Origin of the sequence: Micromonospora sp. NPDC023956 (assembly GCF_040639195.1) — a bacterium.
In the GTDB taxonomy this organism is placed as follows: domain Bacteria; phylum Actinomycetota; class Actinomycetes; order Mycobacteriales; family Micromonosporaceae; genus Micromonospora.
Genome location: NZ_JBEZZN010000016.1, coordinates 30,413 through 45,784, shown reverse-complemented (window position 1 = coordinate 45,784; position 15,372 = coordinate 30,413). Strand labels below are relative to the sequence as shown.

Annotated in this window: 10 protein-coding genes; 4 read left to right on the top strand and 6 right to left on the bottom strand. The window is 73.9% G+C overall.

The genetic code is table 11. The annotated features are described in order from the left end of the window. Positions 1–6: 6 nt before the first annotated feature. The 3 genes from AB0F58_RS25050 to AB0F58_RS25040 are packed head-to-tail and all read right to left on the bottom strand — an operon-like array spanning position 7 to position 7,143. Entirely contained in the window at positions 7–3,198 is a 3,192-nt protein-coding gene (locus tag AB0F58_RS25050) for an amino acid adenylation domain-containing protein (protein ID WP_357147540.1), read from the bottom strand. Next, positions 3,195–6,449 (bottom strand): condensation domain-containing protein, encoded by a 3,255-nt coding sequence (locus AB0F58_RS25045; protein WP_357147537.1) that lies wholly within the window; start codon positions 6,447–6,449, stop codon positions 3,195–3,197. Before AB0F58_RS25045 ends, AB0F58_RS25050 begins: the two co-directional genes overlap by 4 nt. Then, positions 6,439–7,143, bottom strand: coding sequence for a DUF6875 domain-containing protein (locus tag AB0F58_RS25040; protein ID WP_357147534.1), 705 nt, complete (start codon positions 7,141–7,143; stop codon positions 6,439–6,441). Before AB0F58_RS25040 ends, AB0F58_RS25045 begins: the two co-directional genes overlap by 11 nt. A gap of 370 nt (positions 7,144–7,513) precedes the next feature. Between AB0F58_RS25040 and AB0F58_RS25035 the strand changes: the two genes are divergently transcribed. The 4 genes from AB0F58_RS25035 (at position 7,514) to AB0F58_RS25020 (ending at position 13,295) form a co-directional block, all read left to right on the top strand. Next, the gene (locus AB0F58_RS25035) at positions 7,514–9,739 is read left to right on the top strand and encodes an HAD-IIIC family phosphatase (protein WP_357147531.1); all 2,226 of its coding nucleotides are present in this window, start codon (positions 7,514–7,516) and stop codon (positions 9,737–9,739) included. 9 nt (positions 9,740–9,748) lie between these two features. After that, a complete protein-coding gene (locus AB0F58_RS25030) occupies positions 9,749–10,975 on the top strand; it encodes a nucleotide disphospho-sugar-binding domain-containing protein (protein WP_357147528.1) in 1,227 nt (408 codons plus the stop codon). 137 nt (positions 10,976–11,112) lie between these two features. Further along, a complete protein-coding gene (locus AB0F58_RS25025; protein WP_357147525.1) occupies positions 11,113–11,958 on the top strand; it encodes an aminoglycoside phosphotransferase family protein in 846 nt (281 codons plus the stop codon). Between the two features lie 311 nt (positions 11,959–12,269). Beyond that, the gene (locus AB0F58_RS25020; protein WP_357147522.1) at positions 12,270–13,295 is read left to right on the top strand and encodes a PQQ-binding-like beta-propeller repeat protein; all 1,026 of its coding nucleotides are present in this window, start codon (positions 12,270–12,272) and stop codon (positions 13,293–13,295) included. A 176-nt stretch (positions 13,296–13,471) separates the two neighbouring features. On the opposite strand, the gene AB0F58_RS25015 is transcribed toward AB0F58_RS25020, so the two are convergent. From AB0F58_RS25015 to AB0F58_RS25005, 3 genes are all read right to left on the bottom strand, one after another. Further along, positions 13,472–13,810, bottom strand: a complete 339-nt coding sequence (locus AB0F58_RS25015; protein ID WP_357147520.1) for a hypothetical protein — start codon at positions 13,808–13,810, stop codon at positions 13,472–13,474. Positions 13,811–13,822: 12 nt separating this feature from the next. Further along, on the bottom strand, positions 13,823–14,587 hold the full coding sequence (locus AB0F58_RS25010) for an NAD(P)-dependent oxidoreductase (RefSeq protein WP_357147517.1): 765 nt from the start codon (positions 14,585–14,587) through the stop codon (positions 13,823–13,825). A gap of 150 nt (positions 14,588–14,737) precedes the next feature. Then, positions 14,738–15,271: an ankyrin repeat domain-containing protein gene (locus AB0F58_RS25005; RefSeq protein WP_357147515.1), complete on the bottom strand. Its 534-nt coding sequence runs from the start codon at positions 15,269–15,271 to the stop codon at positions 14,738–14,740. Between the last annotated feature and the right edge of the window lie 101 nt (positions 15,272–15,372).

The following is a 15,372-nucleotide window of genomic DNA, read 5'->3' as shown; positions in this document are numbered from 1 at the left end:
GGTCAGTCATCGACGCCGCTCGCTCCCGGGATCGCCGGGTCGCCGGACGCCGGCACCGCCGATGACGGCGGCGAGGACGCCGGCGATCGTCGGGGTGTCGAAGAAGACGTGCAGCGGCAGGTCGATGCCGAGCTGGCGGCGCATCCGGGCGGCGATCTGGGTGACGCTCAGCGAGTGACCGCCCAGGTCGTCGAAGAGGTCGTCGTGCGGGCCGAACCGGTCGACCCGCAGCACCTGTCGCCAGATCCCGACGATGCCGGCGACGATGGCGTCCGCGCCGTCGGCGACGTCCGCGGCGTCCGCCCCGTCCGCCCCGTCCGCGACGTCGGCGGCGGCGGTGGTGGCGGTGAGGGCGGGGTCCGGGGCGGGCAGCGCGGACCGGTCGAGCTTGCCGTTCGGGGTGGTCGGCAGCACGGCCAGCGGCACCACCAGCTCCGGCACCATCCACCCGGGCAGCGTCGCGCGCAGGTGGCGCCGGAGGTCGGCGGCGGAGGGCTGCCGGCCGGTCCGGAACTCGACGTAGGCGACCAGGCGTGGCCCCGTGCCGTCGTCGCGCAGCTCGACCGCGCAGCGGCGGACGTCCGGGTGCCCGTCCAGCGCCGCCTCGATCTCGCCGGGCTCGACCCGGTGCCCCCGGATCTTCACCTGCCGGTCGAGCCGCCCGAGGTACTCCAGCCGGCCGTCCGGGCCGAGCCGCCCCTGGTCGCCGGTGCGGTAGAGACGCGAGCCGGGTGGGCCGTACGGGTCGGGCAGGAAGCTGTTCGCGGTCAGCGCGGGTCGGTCGAGGTAACCGAGAGCCACCCCGGGCCCGCCGATGTGGATCTCGCCCGGTACGCCGATCGGCACCGGCCGCCCCCGGGCGTCCAGCAGGTGGATGCGGGTGCCGGGCAGCGGCCGGCCGATGGTGACCGCGTCGACCGGATCGGGCAGTTCCGTCGCGCTGGCCCAGACGGTGGCCTCGGTCGGGCCGTAGAGGTTCCACAGCCGGCGCACCCGGGGCCGCAGTTCACGGGCCAGGGCGAGCGGCAGCGGTTCCGCGCCGCTGAGGCCGACCACGGTACGGTCGGCGAAGCCGGCGTCGAGCAGCAGCCGCCACGTCGACGGGGTGGCGTGCACGTGGCTGACCCGGTGCCGGCGGACCAGTCCGAGCAGGGCGGCGCCGTCGCGGGTGTCGTGCTCGGCGGCGAGCACGATCCGGCCGCCGGTGACCAGGGGCAGGAACAGCTCTGGTATGGACATGTCGAACGACGCCGACGCCAGCGCGAGCCAGCGGTGGGTCGGGCCGCTGTCGAGGGTGGTATGCAGGGCGTCCAGCAGGTACCGCAGGGACCGGTGGGTGACCTCGACGCCCTTCGGCCGGCCGGTGGAGCCGGAGGTGTGCACCACGTACGCCACGTCGTCCGGCTCCGGCCCGGCCAGCTCCGGCTCCCGGGCCGGCGGGCCCGACCCGGTGGTGGCCGGGTCGGTGGTGGCCGGGCCGTCGACGGAGAGCACCCTCGGGCGGTGCGTGGACGCCTCGTCCGGGGTACCGGCCTCGACCAGCAGCACCGCGGGGGTGGTGTCGTCGAGCACGAACGCCCGTCGGGCCGGTGGATGGTCCACGTCGAGCGGCACGTACGCGGCACCGGTGCGCAGCACCGCGAGCAGGCCGACCAGCAGGGCCGGCGACCGGCGCAGCCGGACCGCCACCCGCACCCCGGGTCGGGCACCGGCGGCCCGTAACCGGTCGGCGAGGGTGGCAGCGGCCCGGTCCAGCTCGGCGTACGTCGTCACCCGGTCACCGGCGACGACGGCTGGTACGTCCGGCGTGGCGGCGGCCCACGCGCTGACCAGCTCCGGGACCGTGCCGGCCGGTGGCGCCGCTGCGACGCCGACCGGTGACTCCCCGCCGGTACGCACCAGCCGACGTTCCTCCTCGCCGAGCAGCGCCAGCGCGCCGACCGGCGTGCCCGGTTCGGCGGTCGCCGCGCCCAGCAGCGTGACCAGGTGCCCGGCGATCCGGCCGACGCTGTCGGGGTCGATCGTGTCGACGCCGTACTGCAGGTGCACCGTGGTCCGGTCCCGACCGTCGACCACCTGCACGTGCAGGTCGTTGCGGGCGGCATGGTGGAAGCCGGCCCAGTCGACCTCGGCGCGCAGCCCGGCGAAGACCGGCTCGGGCCCGGTCCGGCGCCGGTAGCTGACCGACACCGGCGCCAGCGCGGCCCGGGGGCGCAGCCCCGACACGGACCGGGCCAGCGGCACCGCCCGGACCGGGTACGTGTCCCGCAACTCGGCGCGGGTGGCGGCGACCAGGTCGGCGAAGGGACGGTCCGGATCCGGGTGCACGGCCACCGGCAGCTCGTTGACGAACAGCCCGACGGTGGCGCGGGTCGCCCCGGTACGCGTACCGAGGTCCACCGCCACCGTCGGGGTGCCGTTGCCGTAGCGGCACAGCAGGGCGTACACGGCGGCGAGCAGCACCTCGAACCGGGTGTGTCCACTGGCGTCGGCGTACCGGGCCAGGGCCAGCCGGTGCGGCTCGGGCAGGTCGAACGCGACGACCTCGCCGGCCCGTACGCCGTCCTGGGGCCGGCGCAGTCCGGGCAGCACCACCGGATCGGGCTCCCGCCACCGGGTGTCCCAGAAGACCCGGGCGGCCGCCACGCCGGCGGCGATCCGGGCCTCGTCCTCGGCGACGTGCGCGGCGTACGGCACCGGTGCCCCGCCGGGCGGGGCGCTCCCGGCGACCCGGGCGCCGTACTGCGCACCCAGGTCGCGCAGCAGCAGGTCCTTGGACTCGCCGTCGAAGACCAGGTGGTGTGCGACGATCAGCAGCAGGTGCTCGGTCGGTGCCACGGTGAACAGGGTGAACCGGACCAGTGGGCCGTGTCGGGGGTCGAACGGGAGCAGCGTCTCGGCGCGGACGGCGGCGGGCAGCTCCCCGGGGGCCACCGACCGGCGGGTCAGCCGGGGTGGCGGGGCGGCGACCAGCGACAGTTCCCCGTCGGTGTCGTCGAAGGCGTACCCGAGGGCCGGATGCCGGGCGACGACGGCGGCACAGGCGTCGGCCAGCGCGGCGACGTCGAGTGCGCCGAGCAGGCGTACCGGCAGTGGCATGTGGTAGGCGGACCGGGCGTGGCCGATCCGCTCGGTGAACCACAGGCCGTGCTGGGCGGTCGAGGCCGGCCCGAGCCGGGACGACTCCACCGTGGTCACACTGCCTCCGTTTCGGGCGCCGGGTGGCCGGCACCGGGACGCTGCGGGTATCGGGTCGCCCGGTCCGGGTCGACCAGGTCGGAGATCGGGGCGCCGGCGCCGTCGGGCAGCGCGTGCAGCAGGTGCAGCAGGGCGTCGGCGAGCCGGCGCGGGGTGGTCGGGTCGAAGGCGTAGGAGTTCCAGAGCAGCCAGCCGGTCAGCGATCCGTCCGGCTGTTCCACCACGGCCAGTTCCGGTACGCCGAGATCAGGCCGGCCGTCCGGGGTGGGCCAGTCGGCGTCCAGTGCCCGGGGCAACGGGAAGCCCTCGGAGATCAGGCCGGGGAAGTGCGGGTCGCCGCCCCAGCTCTCGAACCGGAGCCAGGCGGCGGCCGGGAAGCGGGCGTAGAACTCGGCGAACGGATAGTACTGGTGGTCCACCGCGTCGAGCGCGGTGCCGCGTACCCGCTCGAGCAGGTCGGTGAAGGGCGGATCGCCGCCGGTGTCGATCCGCAGCGGCAGCGACTGCACCAGGCAGCCGACCAGGGCCTCGAACTCCGGCCGGCTGCGCCCCGGGACCGGGGACATGACGACGAGCTCACGCGCCCCGCTCCAGCCGCTGAGTACGGCCGCCCAGGCCGCCGCGACCAGCATGAACGTGCTCGCGCCCCGCTGCGTCGCCAGGGAGCGCAGCCGGCCGGCCGGCGCCGGGTCGACCCGGAACTCCCGCGAGTCGCTGCGCAGCCGTACCGCGTGCCGGCGGCCGGGAAACGGCTCGACGACGGTCGGTGCTCCGGCCAGCCGGTCCTGCCAGTAGCGGCGGGTCCGGGGCCACTGGGCCCGGGTCCAGCGCACCGCCTCGGGGTGCGACACCGGCAGCGCCGGCAGGGTGGCCGGCCGGTGGGTACGCAGCGCCGAGTAGACCAGGCCGAGTTCGCGCAGCAGCACCCCCATCGACCAGCCGTCGAAGACCAGGTGGTGCACGGCGAGCCCGAGGACGTGGTCGTCCACGCCGAGCCGGACCACGATCGCCCGGACCAGTGGCCCGTGCGCCAGCCCGAACCGCAGCTCCCGGTCGGCGCGGACCAGGTCGGCGGCCTCCCGGGCGTCGGTCGCGGTGCTGACCGTCACCGCCGGTGGGCAGTCCGGCAGCAGGTACGCCCGGGGCGAGCCGTCGACGAGCCGGAAGACCGTCCGCAGCGCCTCGTGCCGGGCCACCAGGACACCGAGCGCCTCGCGGAGCAGGGCCGGGTCGAACCGGTCGGTGATCCGGATCGCGACGCTGATCGGCCCCGGGTCGCGGGGCTCGTCGGTGGCGTACATCCAGGCCAGGAAGTTCTCCTGCTGGGCGGTGAGGGCCACCGTCACGTCGTGGGCGTCCGGCGCGACGCAGCCGTCCGGTACGACCGCAGCGGTCGCCGGCTCCGGTGCCGCCACGGTCACGGCTGCGGCCGGGGCGGCCGTGGTCGTGGCACCGGCGGTGGAGACGGACGTGGCGGAGGCGGTGGAGGCCGGGCGGGCGGCGCTGGCGAGCCAGTCGGCCTGGGCGGCCAGCCCCGGCCGGTCGAAGACCACCGAGGCGGGCACGTCCACGCCGAACTCGGCGGCGGCCAGCGTGGCGATCTGGGCGGCCCGTAGCGAGTCCCCGCCGAGGGCGAAGAAGTCGTCGTGCCGGCCGACCGCCGGCCCGCCGAGCACCCGGTTCCAGAGCGCGGCGAGCCGGATCTCGGCCGTTGTCGCCGGCGGGCCGGCCACGGTGTCCGGCTGGTCGGTGAACAGCTCGCGCAGGGCGGCCCGGACCACCTTCCCGCCGTCGTTGCGGGGCAGCGCGTCGACCTGGAGCAGGCGCAGCGGGCGCTCGTACGGGGCGAGCCGGTCGGTCAGGTGGGCCCGCAGCGCGTCGAACGGGAGCGGTCGGCGGGGCACCACGGCAGCCGCCACCATCGCACCGAGCGTGGCGTGCGGCAGGCCGACCACGGCGGCGTCGGCGACGTCCGGGTGGTCGAACAGCACCGACTCGACGTGCAGGGTGGAGACCTTGAAGGCGCCGGTCTTGACGGTGTCCCCCTCCCGGTCCACCAGGTGCAGGTAGCCGTCGGCGTCGAGGTGGCCGAGGTCGCCCATCCGTACCCAGCCGTCCCGGAAGACCGTGGCGCTGGCGGCCGGGTCGCCGAAGTACGTACGGGACTCGGTCTCCGCCCGTAGCCACACCTCACCGGTCACGCCCGGCGGCAGCGGCGCCCCGTCCGCGTCGGTGATCCTCAGCTGGGCGCCGGCGGCCGGTCGGCCGAGCGCGGTGGGCCGGTCCGGGTCGTAGACCACCGTGGTGTGCGCCGGGGCGGCCTCCGTCGACGTGTAGTTGTTGACCACCGTGGCCCCGGGCAGCGCGGCCGTGAGATCCCGCGCGACGGCCGGCGGCAGCGCCGCGCCGGTCGAGGCGACCAGTAGCACGTCGCCGAGGTCGTGCCGCCGGTGTGCCCCGGCGCGCAGCAGCTCGATCGCCATCGAGGGCACCACGAAGACCGTGCCGGCCCGGTGCCGGGCGACCAGCGCGGCGAACTCCTCGGCGTCGAAGCGTGCGGCGACGACGGCGGCCGGGCGGGCGGTCAACGCCTGGAGCAGCATGGTCTGGGCGGCGTTGGTGCCGATCGGGAAGGCGTGCACGAAGTGGCGGGAGTGGGCCAGTGCCCGGCGGCGCGGTCGCGGTGCCGCGCCGAAGGTCAGGTTCGCATGGCTGGCGGCCACCCCCCTGGGGGCGCCGGTGGTGCCCGAGGTGTGCACGATCTGGGCGAGGTCGCCGGGGCGCACCTCGACGTCGACCGGGCCACGCGCACCGCCGCGCCCGAGGTCACCGGCCGCCGCCGTCCACCAGGAGCGGGCCGGCGGCCGGCCGGTGGTGGGCGCGGATCCGGTGTCGGGCGGCGGACCGGCCCGGCCGTGCAGCACCCCGGTCGCGCCGCACCGGGCGAGCAGGTCGGCCGCCACGGGTCCGGTCCGGTCCGAGATCGGTACGGCGACCGCGCCGGCCGTGGTGACCGCCGCGTAGGCGACCGCGTAGTCGAGCCAGTCCGCCCCGCCGAAGACCAGCCCGATCCGGTCACCCCGGCGTACCCCCCGGCCCCGCAGGTCGTGCGCGCCCGCGTCGGCCCCGGCCCGCCACTGCCCGAAGGTCAGCGTGCCGACCCCGTCGAGGAGCATCGCGACCCGGTCCGGATCGTCGTCGGCCCGCGCCGCGAGCAGCTGCGGCACCGTCGTCGGGGGGTCAGTGCGCACCGGCACCGCCGACGGTGGCCGGTGCCAGCCCGAGCTGGTCGACGGCGCGGCGCACCGTCTCGCGCAGGTGCGGCGGGATCTGGCCGGCGAAGCGGGCGAGGTAGGCCCGGACGTTGTCCGGATCGTCGCGCAGGAAGAAGAAGTCCGTCGGCACCATGTGCCGGATGGCCAGCAGCGGTACCGGGCAGCGCAGCGCGGCGAAGTCCGGATTCCACAGCCCGCCCTTGGCCGGCGGGCCGGCGTGGAACTCGCCGAGCATCAGACCGTGCACGACGAAGCGCGCCTTGAGCCGCTCCTGGGTGAGGTCGACGACCTCGGGCACGTCGGCGGCGGCCAGGTCCGGGAAGACGATCAGGATCGTGGTGAACTGGGCGGCACCGCCACGGTGCCGGCTGAGGTCGAGCAGCCAGTCCCGGTGGTGGATCAGCAGTCGGTCCAGCTCGTCCGCCGGGTGTGCCCGGCCCGGCGCCACGGTGAGATAGAACGCGTTGCGGTCCAGCGACCCCTGCGCGTACGGGCAGACGTTGCCGGTTCGGCCGAGTTCGGGGTGCGGGCGGCACAGGTAATCGCGGGCCCACTCGAGGACCGCGCGCAGCGGCCGGACGTGTGCGCGTACCGGCGGGGGCAGCGGGTCCTGGTGCAGGTCCGCGACCTCGATCAGGGTGTGGCGGGCGTGCGCCGGGTGGGTCAGCATCTGGGCCCCTCGTCTGCGTACGCGCCCTGGGTGGTCCGGTAGCCGCCGACGGGCGACCCTGTCCGTGCGCGCTGGCAGTCACGCTAGTGAGCGGCACGACAATAAGTAAGTAGTCCTTACAGTTAAGTGGACTGTCCTAACAGTCGGGGTCGGGGTCGGGTGATTCCCCGAGGTCGACTTCCCTCGGCCCGGCCGGGCCGGGCAATGTCCACTGTGTGGTGACGACGCGCGACGAAAGGCCGCCGACCGTCACCGGACCAACCCGACAGCACAACTGTTAAGAGTATTGACAGTGCGCTCGGCGCGTTCCTACGGTGGTTCCGCGCCAACATGGAGATCGACTTACCGCGACGTGGGGTACGGGGCAGCGATGGCAAACCACAGCGCCGACTATCCGGTGGTGGTGACCGCCACCTTCGTCGCGGATCCGCTCGCCCCCACCTTCAGCTACTGGACCGCCGAGCTGGGCCTGCCGCACGACCTGGTCGTCGCACCGTACGGGCAGGTGCTGCAACACCTGCTCGATCCGCACGGCCCGCTGGTGCGGACCGGCCCCGGGGCCGATGTCGTGCTGGTCCGGCCGCAGGACTGGGCCCGCGACCGGCCGGCCGCACCGGCACCGCCCTCGGCCGCCGACGCCCCGCCGAGCCCCGACCCGACGCCCTCCGGGCACCTCCGGGCGCCGCTCGGCGCCGACGGCCGGGCGGCGGTCCGACGCGTCGCCGACGAGCTGGTCGAGGCGGTCGCCGGCAGCGCGCGCCAGCGGAGCGCGCCGTTGCTGGTGGTGCTCTGCCCGGCCAGCCCCGCGCTGCTGGCCGACCCGGCCGACGGCGGGTTCCTCACCGCCATCGAGGAGCGGATCGCGGCGGAGCTGCGCCGGATCCCCGGTCTGGGCGTGCTGACCACGGCCGACACCGTCGAGGCGTACGACCTGCCGCACCACGCCGACGACTACGCCGACGAGCTGGCCCGGATGCCTTACACCCCGGCCGGCTACGCGGTGCTCGGCACCGCCGTCGTCCGCCGGTTGCACGCGCTGCGCACGGCTCGCCCGAAGGTGATCGTGGTCGACGCCGACAACACCCTCTGGGACGGCGTGGTCGGCGAGGACGGGGTGGACGGCATCCGGATCGGCCCGCACCGCCAGGAGCTGCACCGGCTGCTGGTGCGGCAGCAGGAGGCCGGCGCCCTGCTCTGCCTGAGCAGCAAGAACAGCGAGGCCGAGGTACGCGAGGTCTTCCGGCGCCGCCCCGAGCTGGGGCTGGAGCTGAGCCAGTTCACCGCCCTGCGGGTGGACTGGCGGCCCAAGCACGAGACGCTGCGCGAGCTGGCCGCCGAACTCGACCTCGGGCTGGACAGCTTCCTCTTCCTCGACGACAGCCCGGCCGAATGCGCCGAGCTGCGCGCAGCCTGTCCCGAGGTGCTGGTGCTCAACCTGCCGGCGGGGGCCGCCCCGGCACTGTCCTACCTGCGCCACGTCTGGGCGCTGGATCGACCGGTGGTCACCGGTGAGGACCGGCTGCGTACCGAGCTGTACCAGCGGGAGAGCCGCCGTCGCGAGCTGCGGGCCAGCTCCGCCGGGCTGGCCGAGTTCGTCGCCGGGCTGCGGTTGGAGGTGCGCCTGACCCCGGCGACGTCCGGGCAGGCCGACCGGCTCGCCCAGCTCACGCAGCGCACCAACCAGTTCAACACCAGCACGGTACGGCGCACCGCCGCCGACTTCGCCACCGCCGACGAGCTGCGCTGGGCGGTCGACGTCTCCGACCGGTTCGGCGCGTACGGCCTGGTCGGCCTGGTGTCGCTGACCGTCGACGGCACCGCCCTGCGGGTCGACGACCTGCTGCTGAGCTGCCGGGTGCTGGGCCGTGGCGTGGAGCACCGGGTGATCGCCGCGATCGGCGCGGCGGCCCTGGAGCGGGGGCTCGACACGGTCGACGTCCCGGTCCGCAGGACCGCGCGCAACCAGCCGGCCCGGGACTTCGTGACCCGGGTGGCCGGCCCACCCGATTCGGCCACCGGCGTACACCGGATGCGTGCGGCCGACGCCGCGGCGGTCCGGTACACCCCGGAGCAGCCGGTGCCGGCCGGCCCACCCGCGCCGAACGGGCCGGCCGAGCCGAACGGGCCGGCCGAGCCGGACCGGGCGGCGGATGCGGCGGGGCACGCCGACCGGCTGGACCGGATCGCCCGTGAGCTGGCCACCGGCGCGGCACTGCACCGGGCGATCCTTACCCCGCCCCCCGATGCCGGACCGACCGCCGGGCCGGCCGACGCGCGGACGCCCACCGAGCTGGCCGTTGCCCGGCTCTGGGCCGAGGTGTTGGGCGTGGCACCGGTCTCGGTCTGGGACAGCTTCTTCGCCCTCGGCGGCCAGTCGTTGCAGGTGGTTCAGTTCATGGCCCGGGTACGCGCCGGCTACGGCGTCGAGCTGCCGGTGGACCTGCTGTTCACCACGGGCTTCACCGTCGCCCAGGCCGCGCACGCGATCGACGAGGTTCGTCCCGTGTCCGGCGTCGACATCGACCTGCTGATCGCGCAGGTGGAGGCGCTCTCCGACGACGAGGTCGCGGCGCTGCTCGCCGCCGAGGAGGCCTAGCCCGGCGCCATGGCGACCATGCTGCTCAGCACCCATGGCACGAACGGCGACGTGCTGTCGTTCGTGCGCCTCGGCGCGGAGCTGGCCGAGCGCGGCCACGACGTCACGATCGCCACCCACGCCAGGTACGCGCCGACCGTCCGGGCGGCCGACATCGAGCTGGTACCGATCGACACCGAGGACGAGTACGTCCGCTACCTGGCCGACGCCCGGGACATGCTCGACGCCCGGGTCGGCTCGCCGCGTCTGCCGGACCTGCTCGGTCACTACCAGCGCAACGATCTCTTCGGGCAGCTCCGCCGCGAGGTCGAGGCCGCGGTGGCCCGCCACCGGGCGGGCGCGACGGTGCTGGTCGGACGGCACACCTCGGGGCTGGCCACGCTGATCGCCGCCGAGTTGCTCGGCGCACCGAGCGTGTGGGTGGCGATGACGCCGGCGCAGCAGTTGCTGCTGCCGGTGCAGGTGCACCTGCACCGGTCCGCGCTGGCCGCCGGCATCGACGCGGTACGCGCGGACTTCGGGTTGGCTCCGGTCGACGACTGGGCGGCCTGGATGAGCGGCGCGGACCGACAGCTCGGACTCTGGCCGCGCTGGTTCGACAAGGCCGGCCCGCCGACGGTCGAGGCCGTCGAGCCGGTCGGCTTCCTGCTCAACGACGCCGCCGAGTCGGGCGACCTGCCGCCGGAGGTGGAGCGGATCCTGGCCGATCCGAGCGGACCGCCGGTGCTGGTCGCCGCCAGCTCCGGACAGATGCTCTGGGAACCGTTCTACGCCGCCGCGCTGTACGCCTGCCGGCGCGTCGGCCGGCCGGTCATCCTGGTCAGCCCGCACCTCGACGCGCTGCCCGACCCGCTGCCCGCCGGGGTGAGGTGGTTTCCCCGGCTGCCCTACCGTGACCTGGTGCCCCGGGTCGCGGCGGTGATCCACCACGGCGGCATCGGCACGCTCGGCCGCTGTATCGCCGCCGGGGTGCCGCAGGTGGTGCTGGCGCACAGCTTCGACCAGCCGGACACCGGGGCCCGGTTGCAGCGCTGCGGGGTGGCCCGCTTCCTCCCGTCCACCCGGTGGGCTCCCGAGACGGCCGCCGAGCTGCTCACCGAGGTGCTCACCGACGCCCGTTACGCCGAACGCAGCCGACGGTTCGGCGCCACCGTGGACCCGACGACCACCGCCACCCGGGCCGCCGAACGGATCGAGGCGCTGCTGGCACCATCGCCGGAACCCGTCGACCGGTAGTGGCGCAGGGCCCGGTCTGCCCGACCGGCTCCCGGTGGTGTCGTCCGGGCGCGGCCGGTGCGGGTCACCGTCGAGCTGCAACCGATGGACACCGAAATGCGGCTGCTACGCCACGAACACTGCACTACGGTGCTCCGATGCAGGCATATGAGACTCAGCGGGCAACACGGGCAGCCATATCGAGCGCCTCCTGTCTCGGCCTAACCGCCCACGACGCCGCTGTCCTGCAGAACTCCAACACGCTCACCCTGCGTTTGCAGCCCTGCGACGTGCTCGCCCGGGTGGCCTCGGCCGCGCACCAATGCGCCCAGCTTGAAGTGGATGTCGCTCAGCGGCTGGCCAAGGCCGGAAGCCCGGTGGCTGCGCTCGAGTCGCCTCACGTCTTTGTCCGAGGCGACTACGTTGTTACCCTCTGGGCCTACTACGAACCGGCGACTACTCAGCCGATCCCCAACGCGGAATACGTGGGCGCGCTCGAACGTCTGCACGCCGGAATGCGCGAAATCGACTTGCCCACCCCGCACTTCACGGACCGGGTTTCCGCGGCCCAGATTCTGGTGGCCGACCCCGCCCGAACGCCGGAACTGGCTGACGCGGACCGGGTCTTCCTCGCGAGCACGTTGGACCGCATGCGACGAGCGGTCGGTGAGAGCGGTCGGCCGGAGCAGCTCCTGCACGGCGAACCCCATCCGGGCAACCTGCTCTCCACCCGGACCGGCCCTCTTTTCATCGACTTCGAGACATGCTGCCGGGGGCCGATCGAGTTCGACCTGGCCCACGCGCCCGACGAGGTCGGGGACCACTACCCGGGTGTCGATCACCAGTTGCTCCGGGATTGCCGCACTCTCACGCTGGCGATGATTACAGCGTGGCGCTGGGATCGCGACGACCAGCTCCCCGACGGCCGCCGGCTCGGCATCGAGTGGTTGCGCCAACTCCGGAAAGCAACGGTCAATCTGGATGGGCAAGCCGACTCGCGTTAGCGACTGGACGGCTGACGGTCCTGTTCCGGTTCGATCAGATACAACGGGACAACAGCCGAGCGGACGTCCCGGCCTGACCCTGCCGGACCTCGCCGCGCACCTGCGCGGCGTTGACGACCCTGACGCCCAGCGCTGGCCGCATGACGCCCGGCTGCTGCGGGCCCTCGTCGCCCCCAGAGACGAGGACGTCGGCCCGCTCACTGCTGCGCTACGCCGCGCACTGGGACCCGTACCAGACATAGATCGAACTGGCCTCCGGGCCCCGAGGACGTACGTGTCACCGTCGTGCCGGTACGTGCGATCATGCCGCTGTGGTGGATCAGTCGGTCAGCGTGTTGTGGTCGCGGCCGTTGCATCTGAGGTCGGGCCTGCAGGCGATGGCGGTGGCGGCCGGTTCCCTCGTCGTGGCGGAGCGGCACTCGCGTCTGGTCCGGCTGGACCCGCACAGCGGGGCGCGGTTGTGGGAGCAGCGTGTCGAGGATTGCTGGGGCACGGCCGTCATCGCGGGTGAGCGCTGCCTCTACCTGAGTCAGGCAGGTGTCCTGCACTGCTTCGACCTGGGCAGTGGACTGCGGTTGTGGTCGACGCCCGGCCTGACTCGGCGGTACCACGTCAGCGTCTGCGGTGCTGTTGTCCTGTCGGGAGGGTGGCGCGGTTACCACCCGTTGACGCGGGTGGCTCTCGCCGACGGCAGGTGCCTGCCGTTCGACGACGGCGCGGTTGCCGGGGTCGGTCCAGTTGCCTGGCCGCAGCCGGTCCGGTGGAGGCCCGACGGTGACGGGGCCGCCGATGCGGTGCTCGTCGCAGGCAGCGGTCTGCCGAAACTACTGGTGATGGCCGCCTCCGGGGCCGTTCTGGGGGAGTGGTCGCTGCCGGAGCCGGTGGTCGTCTCCGATGCTGGCGGCAGCTATGGAGTCAGCGACGATGGCCGTGTCACGTTTCTCAGTGGTCGATGCACGGTCATGGTTTTTCATCCGGCGAGCGGTGTGCGGGTAATGTGGCGCCACGAGCGTGATCTCCGCCCACCCACGCCGATCCTCTACGAGGACACGCTGTGGCTCGTCGATGACGCGGGTATCGCGGTCGTCGATCTGGTGCATGGTGCGGTCACCGACGTACGGCATCTACCGCAGGGCGTTGTCCGCGCCTCGGCTCCGGTGTCCGGCGGCGTGCTGTTCGCCTTCGCGGACGGTTCGCTGGTCACCATCGACCGCGCCGGCAACGTCGTCGCCCGCACCCGGCTGTCGGCGCGGGTCGGCCGGCTGGTGCCCGGAGTCAATGGTCTGACGCACGCGATCGGCGAAGGCCACCTCGTCACGCTCGACATCGCGGGGTGATCCCGCGCCGAACAGCTCCGACTCCGGGTACTTCATGTTCCCCGCGCACGCACGGCGAGGACTGAAGTGGTTGCTGTCAGACGGGCATGGATCCGCAAGGCCGGGCGGAGTCGACGCCATGAAGGCATTCCAAGGTCAGCCGAGGACCAATGTGCCGGCACGAGCAGTGCGCACCCTCATGGCAGGGGTGCAGGGCCGGCTCCATCCAGTTGCCACCGCGTGCTGACGACCCGCCCGTGGTCGGCCGGCCGGACGGTGTGCGCCTGCAGGTGCAGCACCATCCTGTCCAGGACCTGCCTGCCGGCCTCGGTGGTGAGGTCGAGCTGATACTCGTGGCCGAGCGGCGGCTCGTGGTCATCGGGGCGGAACAGGGCGTCGACGGGGACGCCCCGAGCGGTCAGGACCTCGGCGAGGAGCAGCTCGGATACGTCGACGTCCGGACCACCAGACGCTACGACCACGGCGGACACCGCCTCGCCCCGGCCCCCGAAGCCGATGTGGTCCGCAAGCTCCACGGCGTGCCGTGGTCACGCGGCTCCGAGCGGTCTGGCCGCCATGGTCCCGCCCACCAGACGGTGTTCCGACGCGGTGAGGTCCGGTTCGCCGACGGTCGCCGCCCATGCCTCGGCGTCGTCGCGGGGGAGGTAGCCGATCGCCCGGCCCCCGGCGGCCGACCACCAGCGACGGGTGTTCGCCGAGACACCCCAGACGAGATGCCAGCCGTCAGCGGTGATCGACGCCTCCACCAGCCGCGCCGCGTCGTCCGGGGAGAGCCACACCGACAGGTCGCGCGGGTCGACGGGCCGCTCGGTGCACGACCCGATGCGCAGGCAGACGACGTGGATGCCGTACCGGTCGTGGTACAGCCTGCCCAGCGCCTCCATCGTCGCCTTGCTCCAGCCGTAGTAGGAGTCGGGGCGGGGCGGTACGTCGTCGGGCAGGCCCTCCGGGCCGGCGTCGCGGCGCTCGTACAGCCCGGCCGCGTGGTTGCTCGAGGCCAGCACCACCCGGGGCACCCCGTTGCGGTGCGCCGCCTGTAGCACCCGTTCGGTGCCACGGACGTTGACGGCGAGCACGTCCTCGAACGGGGCTTCGCCGGCCAGCCCACCGAGGTGCACGACCGCGTCGACGCCCTGGCAGGCCCGGTCGACCGCCGTCGCGTCGGTGACGTCGAGCGCCTCGACGCCCGCTGCGGCCCGCACGTCGGTGAGGCGCAGCTCGTGGTGACCCAGCCGATGCCGCAGCATCTGCCCGATCGATCCGGATGCGCCAGTCACGAGTACCACTGCCATGCCGCTTGTGTGCCCGCGTCGGTGGCATCTCATGCGCCCCGATCGACAGTCGAGGACGGCCCGTTCGTCGTGGAGGTCGGCCGGTGACGGGCGGACCGACCGGTGGGGAGTTCGCTGAAGGAGTTTGCCGATCCCGGGCACCGAGCACCACTACCGGGCTGATGGTGGGCGGGTGCTGGTGCGGGTTTCGGGAAGGTGAAGCCGTCGCGAGCCGAGAGGATAGAAGCGGCTGTGGCCGGCGGTGGGGGAGCGCTGATGTGTCTGCTGACGGCAGGTCGCGCCTGCGGCTACCAGGAGAGCCTCCGTGTCGGAGTGGCCGCCTCGGACAGCCCAGTCGAGCGGCGACAGGCCGCTGCCATGGTCCTCGCGAAGGTTCGGATCCGCGTCCTGCGCGAGAAGTTCGCGTACGACGTCCGTGTGTCCCCAGGCCGCGGCCCCCGTCAACGGAGTGCCCTCGTCGCCGTGTCCGCTCTCGACATTCGGGTCCGCGCCGGCATTCAGGAGGATCCGCACAGCCGCAGGTGTGTTCTGCACCGAGGCTAGGTAGAGGGGTGTGGTGCCATCGCGGTCTGCCGCATTCGGGTCGGCACCTGCACGCAGAGACGTCAGCACGGCCGCAAGGTCGTCACGCAGCAGCGACGCCATCAGGCGGGAGGTGAGCTTCTTGCGCTGCCGGACGTTCATCCTCGTCAGGGTAAGCGCTCGGTTCGTCACGACCGGCCCTGCGCACGGCTTCCGGCATCCTCGCATGCCGCGATCCGCCCGCACCGGCTCGTGGCACATGA

Bases quoted from the DNA above. Each gene is read 5' to 3' on its own strand.
- AB0F58_RS25040 (WP_357147534.1), bottom strand. From the start codon at position 7,143: ATGCTGACCCACCCGGCGCACGCCCGCCACACCCTGATCGAGGTCGCG.
- AB0F58_RS25035 (WP_357147531.1), top strand. From the start codon at position 7,514: ATGGCAAACCACAGCGCCGACTATCCGGTGGTGGTGACCGCCACCTTC.
- AB0F58_RS25030 (WP_357147528.1), top strand. From the start codon at position 9,749: ATGGCGACCATGCTGCTCAGCACCCATGGCACGAACGGCGACGTGCTG.
- AB0F58_RS25025 (WP_357147525.1), top strand. From the start codon at position 11,113: ATGCAGGCATATGAGACTCAGCGGGCAACACGGGCAGCCATATCGAGC.
- AB0F58_RS25010 (WP_357147517.1), bottom strand. From the start codon at position 14,587: ATGGCAGTGGTACTCGTGACTGGCGCATCCGGATCGATCGGGCAGATG.
- AB0F58_RS25005 (WP_357147515.1), bottom strand. From the start codon at position 15,271: ATGAACGTCCGGCAGCGCAAGAAGCTCACCTCCCGCCTGATGGCGTCG.